The organism is Pedobacter sp. SL55 (assembly GCF_026625705.1).
GTDB lineage: Bacteria > Bacteroidota > Bacteroidia > Sphingobacteriales > Sphingobacteriaceae > Pedobacter.
Genome location: NZ_CP113059.1, coordinates 2,395,548 through 2,413,867, shown reverse-complemented (window position 1 = coordinate 2,413,867; position 18,320 = coordinate 2,395,548). Strand labels below are relative to the sequence as shown.

Sequence of the window (18,320 nt, the reverse complement as noted above, 5' to 3'; positions counted from 1 at the left end):
AATTTGCTTAGCGCTTTTGATATTGCTTATTGGCCTCTGTTTTCTCTATATTTCTTATACAACTTTACGGCAAGCATAATAATTAAAGCAATGCCCATAATGCCTACTAGACCATAAATCCAATCTAGTGTGTTTTTAAGTATCACTACAAATACAATAGCAATCATAAAAATGGTAGCTAACTCACGCCATAAACGTAGCTTAAAACTGCTCCAATTGTATTGGTTGTTCCTTAAACGAATGATAATTCTGCCACACACAAAATGATAAATTAGCAAGCCAAATACAAAAGCAAGCTTTACCCACATCCAATCCATTTGAAGTAACCCTGGATTTAAATGAAGCATACTTAAACCAGCTAATAAAGAAATAATCATCGCAGGCTGACAAATGATTTTCCACAATGTGGATTCCATTTTTGTAAACTGTGCTTTCAACACACTTTTCTCTGGTTCTAATTTGTCATTTGCTTCGGTATGATAGATGAATAAGCTCAAAAGATAAAAAAGCCCAGCCATCCAACTGATGACGAATACTATATGCGTTGCTTTGATATAAAAATATGCTTCCATTTAACTGTTTACTTTTTTAAGGATATAAGTGTCTATCCACGAGGGAACAGATAAATTTGTAAACTCAGCTATTCCCGATTTTATATTTCCAATAAATTGATGTTTTTGGCCAGAGTTATCCCAAAGATAAGTTTCGTCTACCCTCTTAATCATTTCTAACAGCAAATCCATTGTTAAAAAATACCGCTGCTCTATTTTATCATTACTTACAAAATGACCTCCTTTTACCACCCTATCTTTAACACGCTCTAAGTTCATTTTCGGCGTTTCTGTGCCGATAAAGTAGAGATAAACTTTATAACCATTATCTTGCGCAAGAGTAATAAGATCAAGTTTTGAAGGATGAGAAAATACCGTTTCGAAAGAATATGATTGCTTACTCTTAATTAAAGCCGTTCGAAGAAAATCAGCGATTATAGCAAAATGATAAGAAGTGTGTTCAACTTCTTTGGCCATGGCTGCAACTAAAACGTTCTCCCTTACAACTAAACCCCAATTCTGCACATTAAATCCAGCCTTTTTATATAGGCCGCTAGCCGAACAAAATTCATCGAACTCTTTGGCTTGCACAACCAAGTTAAAATCAGAAAAATTGATAAAGCTTGTTTTCTTAAATTGCTCTTCAAGCAAATCTGCATTAATGAAGAGACGGGTAGAGAAATAAACAGATTTGATAGATTCGAACAAAGTTGTTTTTCCAGAACCATTAGGCCCGGCAAAAATTCTTAGCTTCGGATTAGAAGACATTAAAACAATTTAATTCTCTTGCTAGGAATACGCTTCTTTCTAAAATCACCTGTTGCCACTCTTATCATATTCCCATCGTTAAACGTCCGATAAACGCCATCAGGCTTAACTTCTGTTCTACCTAAATTTAAAGCATCAACTACACGAAGAATATCATCCATCTTTTTATGAACTAACTTAACCACTTTACTTAGCGGCAATTTATCTTCGTCTCTTAATGATTTAACGGTCATTTCTCTTTATGCTGATATTCAAATATAACCAAACCTTAATTGCTATCCAAATGTTTGTTTGACTTGAATTAATATCTAAACTCTTTCACTACTTCGATAGCATATTTTACATTATCGAAAGGAATATCAGGCATGATGCCGTGACCTAAATTGAAGATAAATCCATTTTCGCCACGCATACGCTCAAATAATTTATGGATTTGCGCTTTGATTACTGGTTGGTCCGCATATAAAATGTGAGGGTCTAAGTTGCCTTGTACCGCAATTCCGGCTGGTAAAGCTTTTTTGATATTCAACAAATCTGCATTCCAATCAACAGAAATCACATCGGGTTTAGCTTCTGCCATAATTGGCGCAAAAACAGAGCTTCCTTTACAGAAAGAAATTACTGGAAGGTTGGTTCTGTTTAAACCTGCAATAATTTGTTGGTTATATTGATGAGAAAACTCTTGATAATCGTTCCAAGATAAAGCCAAAGCCCAGCTATCAAACAATTGCAGTGCATTTACACCCGCTGCAATCTGTAAGTTCAAATAATCGGTAGTTACTTTGGCAATTTTTGCCAATAATTTGTGTGCTAATTCTGGATGATTGTGAATTAACAGCTTAGTTAACTTGAAATCCTTTGACGAGCCACCTTCTACCAAATAACTCATTACCGTAAATGGTGCACCAGCAAAGCCAATTAGCGGGATACTGCCATTTAAACGTTGCTGAATTACTTTAATCGCATCTGCAACATATTGTAATTTATCTAAGCAGTCAGTTGCTAAAGCGTCAATATCTGCCTCGTTACGCACCGGATTGGCGAATTTAGGGCCTACGCCTTGGGTAAAGCTTAAATCTCCGCCCATCGCTTCGCCAGTTACCAAAATATCCGAGAACAAAATGGCGGCATCTATGCCCAACAAATCTACAGGCAACATGGTAACATCGGCAGCAATTTCTGGGGTTTTGCACATCTCTAAAAAAGAGTATTTGTTTTTGATTTCCCAATATTGTGGCATAAAACGACCGGCTTGTCTCATCATCCACACCGGTGGTCTTTCTGTCTGTTTTGAAAATGCTGCGTCTAAAAATAAATTGTTCTCCATGTTTGTTAATTTGCCAATTTGTTGGCCTCTGTCTCTATATTTTTTATAATTTCTATTGCTCTAGATGAGGTCGCTAATTCTTTAGCTTTTTCTGTATACACCAAAGCTTTTCGTCCGTCTCTTTTTCGGAGCGCTAAGTTAGCTAAATGAATTAAAACGTAAGCCTTATCATTTTTTCCGCCTAGAGGATAACGACTAGCAATTTGGAAATGATGTTCGGCTATATCAAATTGATCACGTTTTAAGGCAATGTTGGCACGCATAAATTCGTAAAAACCCCTCCTACCTTTCGATAGCATATCTGGCCGGTCTACTTCATTTAAAATCTGCTCTGCTCGCTCGTAGTCAGAATTTTTGAAATGTTTTGATGCCAGTAAAACCGAACTTTGCTTAATGTGGCTCCATAAAATGAAAGCACTCAAAGTTGCAGAGATTAATGCCAACTGATATTGATAAAAGTAAAAACTTACCAATGCCGAGAAGGCAAAAATTGCCATCAATACATACCTACCTAGCTTGTTATACATTAGTGAATATCCGTAAATTTATAGCCAACCCCTCTAATAGAATGGAAATAAACTGGATTTTTTTGATCTGGTTCGAAATATTTACGGAAAGTTAAAATGAAATTATCTATCGTTCTTGTAGATGGATAAACATCATAATTCCACACTGTTTCTAAAATCTGCTCACGAGAAACCGCATCGTTTTTACGCTCAATTAAAAGCTTCAACAGCATGGTCTCTTTTTTGGTTAAAGGAACTACCGTACCATCATCTTGTTTCAACTCAAAAGAGTTAAAATAAATGGTTTTATCTCCAATTTTGTAAGAATTTAGTTCCTTTAAATCGTCTGATTTTAAACTACGTTTCACTAAAATACCCACACGTAAAATCAGTTCTTCTAGGTTAAAAGGTTTTACCAAATAATCATCGGCTCCTTTTTTCAATCCCATTACCCTGTCTTCGCTAGTGTTTTTGGCAGTTAAGAACAAAATAGGTACTTCAGTATTTTCTAAACGAATAGTTTCACACACTTGAAAACCATCCATTTCTGGCAACATTACATCTAAAATTACCAAGTTAAAGCGTTCTTCCTTAAACACTTTAAGCGCAGTTTTCCCGTCTTTAACGGCATGAACTTTATAACCTTCTAATTCGAGGTTTAATTTGATGGCGTCTAACAAATGATCTTCGTCTTCAACCAATAATACTCTTAATTTTTGTGACATATTAATTAAATGTTACTTCAAAAATTGCACCGTGAGGTACGTTATCTTTAACGCTAATATCGGCGTCGTGGTTTTGTAATACTTCCTTAACAATAAATAAGCCAAGTCCGGTGCCTTTACTTTTACGCACATTTTCATCGCCCACACGGTAAAATTTATCAAAAATATGCATCTTTTCACTATCAGGAATGCCCAAACCCTTATCCGAAACCACTAATTTAGCCTTACCGTCATTTTGGCACAGTTCTACTGTAATTTCGGCACATGGACCAGAATATTTTACCGCATTTTCTACCAAGTTGGTTACTACCGATGACAGCGCAAATTGGTCTCCCTCAATTTCAATATTGTCTTCTATTTTTGTAGAGATAATCTGCTCACATCCACAAGAGTGTACCTGTAACCTATCCGAAATTCGTGTAACCAATTCTGAAAAATTAAATTTCTCTTTCGGGAACGAATAGGTTCTGCTCTCTATTTTGGTAGCCAACAACATGTTCTCCACCAAATCATCTAATCGTTCTACATCTTTCAGCGAATTTCTAATTAAAGTAGTACGCTGCTCTTTATCCAATTCTCTGCGTACAATGGTTTGCAGCGATAGTTTTATAGCTGCCAAAGGCGATTTCAACTCATGTGTAATAGACATCAAGAAATTTTGCTGTTGTTCTTTTAAACGATGTTCTTTCTTGATAGAAGCATGAATAAAGTAAGCGCCAATACCTAAAAGGAACAAGAAAACCGCTCCCTCGCCCATAATCATTGGCAAACGACTGGCATCAATTTTTACCACCAAAGCACCCCAGCTAATGAGCTGGCCCAAAGCGTAAAACAGTAAAATATAAAATATGATAATGGATTTCTTCATAACCCCAACCCCTCAAAGGGGCTTTTAAATTTAATTATTATTTTTTGAAAAGCAGTTTCTGTAATGCTTCGGTTATTTCAGTCCCGCTTTTTGTTGCAATCTTTTTGTTTACCTCTGTCATCCTGAGCTTGTCGAAGGATCTATTTCATATCTCACAACGCTTCGATAAACTCAGCGAGACACGTCATTAAAGGATAACTCCTACAAAAAGTATCTCCACTTCAATCGGGTTTAGTTAACTTCCGTTTATGCACAAACCTAAATCCTCCCCCTACCCCCTCCAAAGGGGGACACGTGGTTATTTTCGTCATTGCGAGGAACGAAGCAATCTTACAACACCAGAAAAAGAACTAACGCTTTAAGATTGCTTCGTCGTTCCTTCTCGCAATGACAACCGCTCATACCTTCATTTCGACGATAGGAGAAATCTTTTTTTTTGAGCTATACTACTACTTCATAGATTTCTCTTCGTCGTTCCTCCTCATCGAAATGACGAGCGATATTTAGGGGAACACCACCTCCAAAGCTTCAAATATCGCTTGTTTTGCTTTATCTAGCTCTAATGCCGTATGTGCTGCACTCACAAAACCAACTTCATAACCCGATGGGCCAAAGTAAATCCCTCTGTTTAACAATTCACGGTGCATGATTTTAAATTTCTCCATGCTTGCCGGGTCAATATCCTCCGCAGTTTTAATGTGTTTATCAGTAAAAGCAAACCAAAAGATAGAACCAACGGTAAAAATATTCAATTCATAGCCCTTATCAGCAATGTGCGCTTTTAAATCGTTCACAAAAGTTTGCGCTTTAGCATTTAATTCTTCGTAAAAACCTTCACTGCTTAAAATGGTTAACGCCGCAATACCTGCCGCCATGGCCACTGGATTTCCAGAAAGCGTACCCGCTTGGTAAACACCACCATCAGGAGAAATGTGCGCCATAATCTCGCTAGATGCACCATACATTCCTACTGGCAAACCACCACCTATGATTTTCCCATAAGTCACAATATCCGGCCTAATGCCGTAATGCGCTGCAGCACCTTCAAAACCTACCCTAAAACCAGTAATTACTTCATCGAAAATCAATAAAGCACCATTGGCGGTACAAGTTTCACGCAAAAACTCTACGTAATCTTGGTCTTGAATTAGCAATCCGTTGTTAGCTGGAATACCTTCAATAATTACCGCAGCCACATCATCTTTAAATTGAGCAAAAGCTTCGGTTACGGCATTTTTATCATTCAAAGCAATCACAATAGTTTCATCAGCAAATGCTTTAGGCACACCTGCCGAAGAAGTTTCCCCGAAAGTTACTAAGCCGGAACCCGCTTTTACTAAAAGCGAGTCGCTATGACCGTGGTAACAACCTTCAAATTTGATGATTTTATTCCTGCCAGTATAACCTCTAGCTAAGCGAATGGCCGACATTACTGCCTCAGTACCTGAGCTTGTGAAGCGAATTTTTTCTACAAAACGATTGTTCTTGATAATCAGCTCGGCCAACTCATTTTCTAATGCCGTTGGTGCGCCGAAGCTCATGCCATTTTGCATCACTTCGGTTACTTTTTCTCTAATTTTAGCATTATTATGCCCTAAAATTAGCGGCCCCCAACTTGCACAAAAATCAATAAATTGGTTACCATCTGCATCCCAAATGTATGCACCATTGCCCTTTTGGATAAACAGAGGCGTACCATAAACAGATTTAAAAGCACGTACTGGCGAGTTTACCCCACCAGGAAAATAAGTTTTCGATTTCTCGTATAGTTCTGCCGATTTGGCTCTTGATATGTCTTGCATTTATTTTAGGGGTTAGGGATTAGAGGTTAGGAATTAGGGATTTTGACTGATGATACCTAGTCCCTAGCTCCTAATTCCTTTAAATCCATTTATTCTCTACAATATCTCTAATGTGGTAAGTAGTGATGATGCTTGCTCCTGCTCTGGCAAAGGCGTACATGGTTTCCATTACTACTTTTTGTTCGTCTATCCAGCCTTTTTCTGCTGCCGCTTTAATCATCGATACTCTCCCGATACATTGTAAACAGCAATAGGCAATTTGGTATTTTGTTTCAGCCTTGCAATTACATCTAAATAGGCCAACCCTGGTTTTACCATTAGCACATCCGCTCCTTCCGCCTCGTCTAATAATGCTTCTCTCACTGCTTCATCTGGATTACGGAAGTCCATTTGGTAAGCTTTCCTATCGCCTTTACTTGGCGCACAATCTGCGGCTTCTCTAAACGGACCATAATAAGCCGAAGCAAATTTAGTAGCATGGCTCATTACAGCCACATTTTCGAAACCATTGCCATCCAACTTTTCGCGGATTGCCGCTACCCTACCATCCATCATATCTGACGGAGCTAACATATCTGCACCAGCTTCAGAATGCGTTAAAGCCATTTTCGCAATTAATTCTACCGAAGCATCGTTCTGGATATAATCGTTGTGCATGATACCACAATGACCGTGGTTGGTGTAAGAACAAACGCACACATCAGTAACGATATACAAATCATCGCCAAATTGCTTTTTCAGTTCTCTTACCGAAACCGGCACTAAAGAATTGCCATCGTAAGCAGATTTTGCATCAGCGCTTTTTTCATCGCCCACACCAAAAAGCATAATTTTATTTACGCCCAAGCTTAATCCTTTTTCCACATCTTTCAATAAAGTATCGGTAGAAAAGTGGCTGATACCCGGCATAGCTTCAATAGGATGAATAACGTTATTTCCTGGCACTACGAAATACGGATAAACGAACATGTCTTTCGATAACTTCGTTTCGGCAACCATTTCTCTTACAACGGGATTTTTTCTTAGCCTACGTGGTCTGTGCATAATTAGTAGTTAGTATCAAGTAATTAGTAGTTAGACCTACTAACTTTATATTTTTCTTTTTTTGAAAAGCACCTGCTCTGCAATAATTCAATTCAGTTTAGCTTGCCCCGAATCTACTTCGGGGCTATCCGTTTCATCTTTTTGTCTCCTCATTCCGTCATTTCGAACGTAGAGAGAAATCTGTACATAGACACTATAAACTTTGAGTTTCTCCTCGTTCCTCGTCGAAATAACACCAACAAAAAGGATTTCACTGCTATCGGGTTTATTTTACAGCGTTAATGCTTTCTAACACAACATCTCTATACTGCAAAAATGCAAAGACAGAAGCACTATTATCTGATGCTTCTGTCATTTGTAAAGTCTTTACGTTTGGTTAACAATTTGTGCTTTTCCTTCGCTTTACGATTCCCGCCTACGCGGGAATGACGGCACGCTTAGGATGACAAAATGTACAAAATCAAACGGTCATTTGTGGATCTAGACTTAAAACTTATAACTCATAACCCCCAACTCTTTTATATCCCAAAAACAGCCTCAGCCAATCCAATTTCATCTGGCGAATATGGCAGGGCGTACCTCACACCCATTTCATCAAATTTCTTCCCTGTAGAATTACCGATGGCAATCACTTTTTGTCCGGGCTCTAATAGGTTCTCGGCAAAATAAGCATCTACATTGCTTGGGCTAGTAAACACCAAAACTTCAGCTGAAGTGCCATCTACACTCTCTTCTATTACCGTTTCGTAAATAGGCAAATCGATGACTTTGGTTGCTGCTGTTAAAAACTTCTGCATGGTAAGCAATGAGTCTTGCGCACGAGGGAAAACTACGGTTTGCCCATCTGCCACTTTGGCAAAATCTTCCGCAACTTCTTCAATCTCGCCACCCTCGCCTACAAAACTGGCCAAATGACCAAATTTGCGCAACGAGTCTTCAGAGCCACGACCTACCACACCAAACTTCACTTTTTTAGGTAAAACCGGATTTAATTTAAAGAAATATTCCACGCCATTTCTGCTGCTAAAGAAAATCCAATCCGCATTTTTAAGGAAGAAATCATCCAGTTTATTCACAATAGGGAATGTTCGGATTAAAGAACGGCCATCAATCTCTATGTTATTTTTCGCTAAAGCTTTACGGAAATAGCTATTCTCGCCAACTTCTCTAGAAATAAACACTTTAGCTGGCAACTTTCTATCTGCACTAAATTTGGCCACAATTTGTTCTGCTAATCCTTCGGTTGATGCTGCTCTTAAAAACAAACGATCCGGGAAATCTTCTGCAGTTTCTGCTTTAGAAGTCCATACCTCAAACTCGCCATCTTCTTTTCTGCAAAAACAACCTAAAGGCATGTGGCATCCACCTTCGAAAAGATTTAACACTTTTCTTTCAACCGCAATGGCTTCTACAACGGAAGGATCATTTATTTTTTGAAGCTCGTTGAAAAGCTCTGTATCATTTTCTCTAATTTGGATGGCCAAAGCTCCTTGCGCTGGTGCAGGTACAATCTCCGTTGGATCGATTACTTCTACATGAAATTCGCTTAAATCTAAACCTAAACGATTAACACCTGCTCTTGCTAAAACAATAGCGTCATAATCTTCATCACGCAATTTTTGGATACGTGTTGGTACATTTCCACGCAAATCTTCGATATTCAAATCAGGTCTTAAAGCCAACAATTGTGCTTTACGACGGTTGGAAGACGTACCTACCATGGCTCCTTTTTTCAAAGAAAGTTTATGGCTTACATCTACACAATCTTTTAAAATCAATAATAATTCTGCTGGATCTTCTCTTTCTGGCACTGCAGCTATGATTAATCCAGGAGGATTGGTTGTTGGCAAATCTTTATGGGAATGCACGGCAATATCAATTGTGCCGTTTAACAGTTCTTCTTCCAACTCTTTGGTAAAAAAGCCCTTTCCTTCCAACTTATCTAAACGAAGATTAAGGATTTTATCGCCCTGCGTTTTAATGATTTTAAGTTCTGCATCTATGCCAATGCTGGCTAATCTGTCTTTGGTGTAGTTGGCTTGCCAAAGGGCTAGATCGCTACCGCGAGTTCCGATAATTACTTTCTTCACTTGATATTAAGATTTTGCGCTAAATTAAGAAATTTTGATGATGTGAGGATTTGAGAATGTGATAATTCGATGATTGGGCTTCGACAAGCTCAGCCTGACAACGTAATCTTCAGACTTCAGACATCGGACTTTTAACTATTCTTAACCAGAATATCTTTAGCCATCAACATGGGCACGCTGATGTATTTTTTTTCCATGTAGCTAATTACCTGCTCTAAAACAGCCTTGGCATCATCATCAAGTGCGTTTATTTCGTTGGCAAAAACTGTGTTTACCGCCTTTTCTTTAATAGCTTTGATTTTCTGCGGCACCTCGCTCATGGCCAATTCAATACGACGTTGGCGTAATACAGATTCAAATTCTTTAATATTATCTGCTATAATGTGCTCTGCATGAACAAGCTCGTCATATCTTTCTTGAATATTTTTGCGGGCAACCTCTTTTAAAGACTCTACTTCGATGTAATGAATGGGGAAATTCTCTCTCACCTCTACCGCAGTATCATTTGGGATAGCTAAATCTACGATTACTTTTTTACTGGTTTCGCCGTTCAATAGGCTCTGATAAAGTTCAGTAGTAATGATTGGCTCCGTTGCTCCAGTACAAGTTACAATTACATCAAAACCGTCTTTGTAATTGAATAGTTCTTCTAGAAGAAAAGCCTTACCGTTAAGCTCTTTAGCCAAACTTTCTGCCTTTTCTAATGTTCTGTTAAATACCGAAAAGTTAGAGCATTTGTGCTTTTTAAGATATTGTGCAATGTTATTGTTGGTTTCGCCTGCGCCAATGATGAGCAAACGAGAATTAGCGCACATATTTAGTTCACGTAGTTTTCTATAAGCTAGAGAAACTACAGAAACTGGATTTCTTGAAATATTGGTATGGGTATAAACTTCTTTCGCTGTTTTTACCACACGGCTCATGATCATACGCATATAATCGCCAGTAAAACCTGCCTTTTTGGAAGCCTCATAAGCTTTGCGTACCTGTGCTAAAATTTCTTTTACCCACTACTAAACTTTCTAAAGAACAAGAAATACGTAACAAGTGATTAAAAGCCTCTTCTTTCTCATAAGTAGAAACATTGTTGATGAAGTTTTCCATGTACTTTTCGGGCAAACCCATATCAAGTACATGCAAAAATTTAGAGATAAAAGATTTGTCTAACTGCCCAGGAGCGGTAAATATAAATTCTACCCTGTTACAGGTGCCTACGTAAAATATCTCTTTGATATTCAACTCAGATTGGACATTACGCAACCTATCATCCAACGTTTGCTCACAAATAACTAATTTACCTAACGACTTTAGGTCAATTTGTTGATGTGTAAATGCAATAATCTTTAAATATTCCAAAATGGTTAGCCTGTTCTTTTTAGCGCAACAAAAGTAATAACGGCACGGGGTTTATCTGTCATTGAGCTGTAATTTAGGCTAATTTAGAACGGTTTTAAATTACATGCTTTACAAATTGTTTTATTATTGTATTGTTACATTGGTACACACAGTTCATCTATTTGCTCAACATATTTACTTATCAAATCAAATGATGTATCATCAAGAACAGTTTTCATTAGTTGGGGCGGCAGGCAAGCCCATACACGGCGACCTTAGTTACGACACGCAAAACACCAATACGCCCCTAATAATTTTTATTCATGGTTTTAAAGGTTTTAAAGATTGGGGAGCACATAATTTAGTGTCCAGATATTTTGTTCAGAATGGTTATCGCTATCTTAAGTTTAACTTATCTCATGGCGGCGTAGATCCACAAAAAAACAATGATGTTACTGATATGGAAATTTTTGCATCGAATACGTTTAGCAAAGAAATGACAGATATCAATATTGTGATTGATCATGCTGTAAAATATTTAGGGGTTGATGGAGTTTATTTAATTGGCCACAGCAGAGGTGGTGGGTTAAGTATTTTACAAACCGCTAATGATCCGTATGTAAAAGGTTTGGTTACTTGGAGTGCTATTGCTAATTTTAGTATTTTATGGAAAAAAGAACAAGAAGAAGAGTGGCGAAAAAATGGAAAAATTGGCGTTTACAATGCTAGAACGAAAGAAACTATGCCCTTAAATGTGACTTTACTGGAAGATTTTGAGGAGAATGGTGAGCAGCTTAATATTCTTTCGGCAGCGAAAAAAGTGAACGTACCTTGGTTAATTGTGCAAGGCGATGATGATGTAAATGTGCCTTTTGAAACTGCCGAGAAATTGGCAAATGCTAACTTAGCAAGTAGATTGGTAAAAATTGATGGCGCTAATCATGTTTATGGCGCCGTGCATCCCTATCCAGGCGAAACTTTACCACCGCAGTTGTTTGAAGTTTGCGAAAAGAGCTTGAAGTTTTTGGATGGAATATTTTGAGTATACACCAAAAATATATACTTTTGTTTTTATCTTAGCTACAGAGGCAAAGATTTTATTTATTGAGTTTAGATAAACTACAGAATTATTTGTGGCTATAATTTAAAAAAAGAGATGAAAACACTTTCTTTAAAACTAGATGACGATATTTTTAACGAAACCGAAGAAGTAACGGATAAATTAAAAATTGCTAGAAACCGTTACATTAATGAGGCACTGAGAGTTTTTAATGAATACCAAAAAGCGGAAATTATTAAAACACCAGCTACTGCAAGAGTCTAAAGTTGCCTACGGCAACTCTTTGGATGTACTGGAAGAATTTGAACGGATTTTAGATGCAGATTAAGCAATTTGATATATGGCTGGCCAACCTTAACCCCGCCAAAGGCACAGAACCAGGCAAAACACGCCCGGTGGTGGTGGTACAAACCAATTTACTAAACGGCGTGCATCCATCATCTATTATTTGCCCAATTACTTCTAATGTGTTGCCCCAGCTCGAAATTTTACGTGTACACTTAAATACCTCTCAACTAGATAAAGCAAGTGATATTTTAATTGACCAAATGCGTGCCATAGACAACCGTAGGTTAATTTCTAAATTAGGCGAACTGACCAAAGAACAGGTTAAGTTGGTAAAGCAAAATTTAAAAGTGGTGTTGGATTTGTAATTGATAGTTCTTCCGAAAAACTTATCTCATCTCCAACCGCACCAACGTACTGCAAATAATTCGCCAATCCCTCCTCTCCCCACAGCTCTTTAATGTTACCGCTTTTGTATTGGGTTATCACATGAGCATCTGCTTTGGCTATAACGCAATATGCAAGAATTGGGCTTTCGCTGATTTTAAATTTCTCATTAGTCCACAAACCTGTATTTGGGTTGGTAAACAACGGCATAGTAATGGCTTTTCGGTTATTGAAAAAATTTAGTAAGGTGCTTAAATCCTTTTTATATGCTGGATACGAGAATGGTACGTATTCTAGTTCTACTACAGCAACTATTTCCTTACTACGATGATTTACAATGATCAAATCAGGGATTTTACCGTGTAAATTTTCACAAGTATTTTGATCAACGCGTGGCCCTATAAATACAGTATAGACCGAGCTAAAACTTATGTTATTTTTAAGCAAGCTAAAGATTTCGCTTTGCAGATGCCTTTCGGAGCATATTAAACCAGATTTATAGACAAGTTCAATTTCTTTCCAAACGCCATCGAAAACCTCTTTAATAATCATTCTTTCACTCATAATGCGCAATGGCTCTTTTAAACCTATCCTTAACATTCTCTACCAATTGTTGAGGTTCTAAAACCTTTACCTTTTCTCCATAAGACAAAATTTCCTTCACAAAATCGAAGGTAAGATGTACAAAAAGTGTTATGGTTAAGCCATTTTTATCCTCACTGATTATCTTTTGACTTTTATGCAAGGGCAAAGATTTCACATACTTGCACTGCTCTGAATCAAACCATAGCACAACTTTTATGGGTTTGCTATCACCATCCTTCGCTATAATACCGAAACTGTCACCAAAATATGCTGTAGGCTGCTTGGGTAACACAAATGTCTTTTTGGTTATCTCCACATCCTTTATACGATCGAGGGCGAAAGTGCGCATTTCGGCAATTTCTATATCTTTGCCCACCACATACCAACGTCCTTTAAATTCCTTTAAAAAATAAGGATGAATTTTTCGCAGCCTAGGGATAACTTCATAATAGCTATGATGGGTAATATGCAACTGCAACCTATTTTTAATGGCGTGCAGTATGCCATGCAAATATTCGGTACCGCCAGCGTATTGCTCAAACACCATACAATCTGCATAACCTACACCAGCCTTTAATGCGTTAACGGTATTGTAGGCATCAATTAGGCGGGTGTTAAAAACTTCATCTTCGGTGTTTTCTATATAGTACTGGTTGTTGCTTTTGTTACAAACAATGGAAATGCCATACGTGGTTAAAATATCGGCAATATCACGCTGAATGGTGCGTGTGCTTACTGTTAAATTGCATCCGCTCAATTCTGACTGTATGGCCAAATACGCATTAATTTCTTTAAGTGTAGCCGGCTTTTGCTTTAACTTGTTAATGAGGGCGTTTTGCCTTAAATTAATTTCTACTTTAGACATGACATTTTGTTTAGTTAAAACAAAGATGAAGATAGGTTAGGACAAAATGTGGCGTGGTTAAGTGGCATGCAAATTAGTTATCCAATCTATAATCATTTAAAATTTCAATAAGAGGAATTAATTCCTCAATTAAGTTTTCACAACTTAAAATATAGCAGTTACGCTCCTCATCAAATTTAAAAGATGAATGATTGAATTCTTTACCCAAATTGTAAACAACCCAATTGTTATTGATTTGTTCTAATTCAACACCATTTTTTAAATGTAATCTGCTAAAATTTGAGTATTGAGCACAAGATTCAGCTTCATTAATGTGAACTCTAACATATTGCGGGCTATGATATCTGAACCAATATATAAATGGATTATAATGATAAGAATTCAAGCTTTGGTTATAAAAAATTTCAACTCTATTCTTATCATTTTTTGTGTAAATAGTATAGTCAAGTGTAGTTTTATATTTTGGGTTTAAACAATACCATAACCAACTATCTTTATGACTTTCTATATTTTCTGAAACTTTGGTTTCAATGAAATTATGCCAATCGCTAATGTTTTCTTGTGAAAATATTTTAAATAACTCCTCAAAATTTGGCTTTATTTCTCCATCTGGTGATGCTAAAACCCGATGCCATTTTTCTTTTTGTCCGAAAAATCTAAATTCTCCTAAATTTGAGTACCCTACATTTATGGAATAATCCCCGAAACACAATAATAGACGGATAATATCTTGATAAACTACTTCTCTATACAAGCTGTAAAAATTATCTGTAATTTTTTGTAGCTCAGCATTGGTATATGAATTAAGATCAAAATTGAAAATCAACCCTCTTAAGGTTGAATGGTCTTCAAACTCGAAAATTAAATCTTTTCGAGAAATATCATCTTGAAAAAGATTGTATTTTGCTATCTCATATTGAATATACTCTTTTCTAAAAGATACTGATGTAATATTCAGATTTTTAAATGGATTAGATATTGATAAAGAAAAAATAGTGTTTAATATATCATTGTAATAATCTGTTCTTAGTTCTGAATCTAAAGATGTTTTATTTTTCTGATTGACATTGTTGATATAATTTCTAATAATTCGTAAAAAGTCTTTTAAATCAGAGGTGATATTTATAGAATTTGCTCTTGTGATATAATTTAACCACGCAAATAATAAAAGATTTTCAAAATGCGAAAAATTCTCATTGTTAAAGATTTTCAGAATAGGATTTAGCGATGGCTGGTTAATTGCAATTCTGTCTTTCTGGAATTTTTCAGAGAAAATATCATCAAAATAATGTACCCATTCTTTGTACCCAAGCCCAATTATTAAATCGAAGGTTTGAATTAATACTTGTAGGTTTTCTTCTTTTGAATAAATTATGTCAATAGCTATATCATTGAATTGATAATTTCTATCAATATTATCTTTATAGTATAAATATTCGGTTATTTTTTTGATAAATGAAAGCATCAATTCATCACATCGCTTCGTGAATTTAGAAACATCTTGTTCTACATCGATAGGTTTATTGAAACTTTCGGTAGTAAATTTCCAAAAAACATCTAACCAGATGCCATCTATTTTTTCTATAAAAATTTTAGATGAGTTGTTTGATGATATTACATTTTCAAAAGAAGCTTTAAAATTTTCAAAGTCTGAAAGAGGTTTTCCTCTTGCATTCATTTTTATGTAGAGATTATCACCTAATCCATATTCATTAATTTGCAAAAAATGAAAATTAACAGGTCGTTTTTCTTTTAATGTAGTAAATGAAATATCTGAAAAAAGTATTGATACATCTTTCAATGTTTGCAGAATACCTTTTACAGTTGGGTCATAATTCCAGTTAAGATTGTACCATGGTTGATTTTTTATTGTATAAACTATTTTTTGCAGGTTTTCTTCTGTCTCAATTCTTATTTTTTCTATATTTTCATCTTTGTTTAATGATTTTAAAAATTCTTTTGCAGATTGTCTTGTCTTGTAACTAAATAGGTGCAAACCATTTTCATAAAAAGAGACATTGTCTTTAAAAGCAAGAAACCAATAGATAATATATAAAGTGGTTAATCTTTGCTGACCATCAAGAGGAATAAAAGTTGAATTTTCAATATAGCCATACACAAAATCTAAATTCAGATGCTTATCACTTCCGTTTTGGCTTTCTCGCATGACGAAATGTAAATCTTTAAGAAATTTTTCTCTGATATAAGTCGTTTTTTCATCACTTCGACCTTGAGCGTAATCTCTCTGAATCATTGGGATTTCTATTCCGTTTTCGATTTGAAGGAGCTCCTTTGAAACATTTTTATAAATAAAGATTTTGTTGGTTAATATATCTAAAAGGGTATAATTAATATTCATAAGTTTCTAAATTTTGGGTTTTTACAAAATTCATCTGCTCTTGAATTTTGAATAAATATTCATCTCTGTCCTCTAAAGTCCAATAATTAAGGCACTTTGGATAATCTGAATAATACTTTAAGAAAGAGTTTTTGGTTGCGTTTGGTATATAAAATCCTTTTAACTCAAAATCAATTATTGACTTTCTTTTTACTCCAAAGGCACTGTTTCCTAATGAAGAATTTTTTTTCGTATCCAACAATGCCATATTAGAAATATGATGTTCACCAATCAATTTTTCAAATGGTATTTTTGATTTTTTACTGATACTTTCCCTGTTGTTCTCTTTGTAATCGAGATTTTCTAAAACTTCTCTGGATAAATCTTCAAATTGTAGTCTAAGGTTTTTTGCATTTATTTCTTTTAATTGTACAATAAGATTTTCTATTCTATCAGTTAATTCATCATCAGAACCTATTGCTCTAAGAACTTTTTTGTGGTCTTCAAGCCATTGTGAATACTCACTTTGTTTTACATCTAGAGCATTTTGTGGATGGATGTGTTCCAAACTCCATTTAATTTCTTTAACTTTCAATTGTTTGAAAGGAAATCTATTAGTTTTGGAACGATATACTTCCATAACATTAAAAAACACTAATGTCCTCTCAACTTGATTGTAAGAATTTATATAATCTAAATCTTCAACCTTTATGTTACAAAAACGATTTCCTATTTCTTCGAAAAGATATTTGACAAATAATTTCTTATTAGATTCTTGATACTCTCTTATAAGAGCCAATTCATCAGCACCATCCCAAATAAGTAATCCTATCAAATGATAATATTCATGATTTGAATACCAATCTTGAAGGATGGTAAAATATAAATCAATTTCATTCCAATTTGATTCAATAAAATCATATTCTTTAGATTCTCGAGATTTTACATAAAGCGGATAGTAATATCTAAAGACATCAAACTTCTCTTTTATTTCTAAATTTTTATTTCGTACAATTAATTGAAATATATAATCTATTCTGGTTGCTAATTTGTTTTCAGACTTATTAATAAAATTCCAGAAGTCATCATTTTGTAAGGCATTTTCTATCTGATTCCATTTGTTAGAAATATCCAATTGATGCGTATATACATCTTTTGATTGATTTTCAAAATTTGCTTTACTCAAAAACAAAGCTTTTATCAATTCTGCATTAGTTAAACCTATTTTTCCACTATTCAATCGGGTAAATACTTTTACCAGTTCTTCTCTATTGCTTTCTTCAACATCATACCAAATTACTTCAACTCTTTCTAACAAAGTTTGAAAAATATTCATTTCGACATTGGAATCAACTTTTGTTTCTTTCTTAATATTCAACCAAGAATCAATTACTTTGTAAGCATTTGATATGTGCGCAAAATCGGGATTAGAGTAATCAAAACTTCCTCCGTCTAATCTTTTAAAAAAATCTACACAATTTTGCCTAACTTCAAAATCCAATTGGAATTTTTCATCAATAAATCGTTTGAATCGAGTCAGTAGTATGTATATGGTTGTTAATCTCTGCTGCCCGTCAATTATTTCATACTTGTTTTCTTCAATTTTACTTACTACAATAGGTTGCAAGCAATACGACTCTTGTTTAGTCAGATATACTTCATAGATATCATCTAAAAGTTCTTCAACTTGCTTTCTATCCCAACGATAGCCTCGCTGATAGGAAGGGATAAAATAAATATTATCCGAGAAATTTATCTCTTTAATTTTTTTTGGTTCTATCATA

At 35.4% G+C, this 18,320-nt stretch carries 16 protein-coding genes and 2 pseudogenes; 3 read left to right on the top strand and 15 right to left on the bottom strand.

Going from position 1 to position 18,320, the window contains the following annotated elements; all coding sequences use genetic code 11:
* Positions 1-26: 26 nt before the first annotated feature.
* The 11 genes and pseudogenes from OVA16_RS10900 to hemA all read right to left on the bottom strand — a co-directional run bounded on the left by OVA16_RS10900 (position 27) and on the right by hemA (position 11,037).
* Positions 27-572 (bottom strand): CopD family protein, encoded by a 546-nt coding sequence (locus OVA16_RS10900; protein WP_267759251.1) that lies wholly within the window; start codon positions 570-572, stop codon positions 27-29.
* Positions 573-1,319: a zeta toxin family protein gene (locus OVA16_RS10895; protein ID WP_267759249.1), complete on the bottom strand. Its 747-nt coding sequence runs from the start codon at positions 1,317-1,319 to the stop codon at positions 573-575. It abuts the gene before it with no gap.
* Positions 1,319-1,552 (bottom strand): hypothetical protein, encoded by a 234-nt coding sequence (locus OVA16_RS10890; protein WP_267759247.1) that lies wholly within the window; start codon positions 1,550-1,552, stop codon positions 1,319-1,321. Before OVA16_RS10890 ends, OVA16_RS10895 begins: the two co-directional genes overlap by 1 nt.
* A gap of 68 nt (positions 1,553-1,620) precedes the next feature.
* On the bottom strand, positions 1,621-2,646 hold the full coding sequence (hemE, locus tag OVA16_RS10885; protein ID WP_267759245.1) for a uroporphyrinogen decarboxylase: 1,026 nt from the start codon (positions 2,644-2,646) through the stop codon (positions 1,621-1,623).
* A 5-nt stretch (positions 2,647-2,651) separates the two neighbouring features.
* Positions 2,652-3,173, bottom strand: a complete 522-nt coding sequence (locus OVA16_RS10880) for a hypothetical protein (RefSeq protein ID WP_267759243.1) — start codon at positions 3,171-3,173, stop codon at positions 2,652-2,654.
* Positions 3,173-3,877, bottom strand: coding sequence for a response regulator transcription factor (locus OVA16_RS10875; RefSeq protein WP_267759241.1), 705 nt, complete (start codon positions 3,875-3,877; stop codon positions 3,173-3,175). Before OVA16_RS10875 ends, OVA16_RS10880 begins: the two co-directional genes overlap by 1 nt.
* A gap of 1 nt (position 3,878) precedes the next feature.
* A complete protein-coding gene (locus tag OVA16_RS10870; protein WP_267759239.1) occupies positions 3,879-4,745 on the bottom strand; it encodes a sensor histidine kinase in 867 nt (288 codons plus the stop codon).
* Between the two features lie 503 nt (positions 4,746-5,248).
* A complete protein-coding gene (gene hemL / locus OVA16_RS10865; protein WP_267759237.1) occupies positions 5,249-6,547 on the bottom strand; it encodes a glutamate-1-semialdehyde 2,1-aminomutase in 1,299 nt (432 codons plus the stop codon).
* 79 nt (positions 6,548-6,626) lie between these two features.
* Positions 6,627-7,546, bottom strand: a pseudogene (gene hemB, locus OVA16_RS10860) (porphobilinogen synthase).
* 563 nt (positions 7,547-8,109) lie between these two features.
* Complete coding sequence (gene hemC, locus OVA16_RS10855) at positions 8,110-9,681, bottom strand: hydroxymethylbilane synthase (protein ID WP_267759234.1); 1,572 nt, start codon at positions 9,679-9,681, stop codon at positions 8,110-8,112.
* Positions 9,682-9,812: 131 nt separating this feature from the next.
* Positions 9,813-11,037 (bottom strand): annotated as a pseudogene (hemA, locus tag OVA16_RS10850) (glutamyl-tRNA reductase).
* 190 nt (positions 11,038-11,227) lie between these two features.
* Between hemA and OVA16_RS10845 the strand changes: the two are divergent.
* The 3 genes from OVA16_RS10845 to OVA16_RS10835 all read left to right on the top strand — a co-directional run bounded on the left by OVA16_RS10845 (position 11,228) and on the right by OVA16_RS10835 (position 12,729).
* Entirely contained in the window at positions 11,228-12,058 is an 831-nt protein-coding gene (locus OVA16_RS10845) for an alpha/beta hydrolase family protein (RefSeq protein ID WP_267759232.1), read from the top strand.
* A gap of 114 nt (positions 12,059-12,172) precedes the next feature.
* Positions 12,173-12,340, top strand: coding sequence for a hypothetical protein (locus OVA16_RS10840; RefSeq protein ID WP_267759230.1), 168 nt, complete (start codon positions 12,173-12,175; stop codon positions 12,338-12,340).
* A 53-nt stretch (positions 12,341-12,393) separates the two neighbouring features.
* A complete protein-coding gene (locus OVA16_RS10835; RefSeq protein WP_267759229.1) occupies positions 12,394-12,729 on the top strand; it encodes a type II toxin-antitoxin system PemK/MazF family toxin in 336 nt (111 codons plus the stop codon).
* On the opposite strand, the gene OVA16_RS10830 is transcribed toward OVA16_RS10835, so the two are convergent.
* The 4 genes from OVA16_RS10830 to OVA16_RS10815 form a co-directional block, all read right to left on the bottom strand.
* Positions 12,686-13,312, bottom strand: coding sequence for a hypothetical protein (locus OVA16_RS10830; RefSeq protein WP_267759227.1), 627 nt, complete (start codon positions 13,310-13,312; stop codon positions 12,686-12,688). The genes OVA16_RS10835 and OVA16_RS10830 overlap by 44 nt on opposite strands.
* Positions 13,305-14,198 (bottom strand): helix-turn-helix transcriptional regulator, encoded by an 894-nt coding sequence (locus OVA16_RS10825; protein WP_267759225.1) that lies wholly within the window; start codon positions 14,196-14,198, stop codon positions 13,305-13,307. Before OVA16_RS10825 ends, OVA16_RS10830 begins: the two co-directional genes overlap by 8 nt.
* Before the next feature lie 73 nt (positions 14,199-14,271).
* The gene (locus OVA16_RS10820) at positions 14,272-16,557 is read right to left on the bottom strand and encodes a DUF262 domain-containing protein (RefSeq protein ID WP_267759223.1); all 2,286 of its coding nucleotides are present in this window, start codon (positions 16,555-16,557) and stop codon (positions 14,272-14,274) included.
* Positions 16,547-18,319, bottom strand: coding sequence for a DUF262 domain-containing protein (locus OVA16_RS10815; protein WP_267759221.1), 1,773 nt, complete (start codon positions 18,317-18,319; stop codon positions 16,547-16,549). Before OVA16_RS10815 ends, OVA16_RS10820 begins: the two co-directional genes overlap by 11 nt.
* Position 18,320 lies beyond the last annotated feature (1 nt).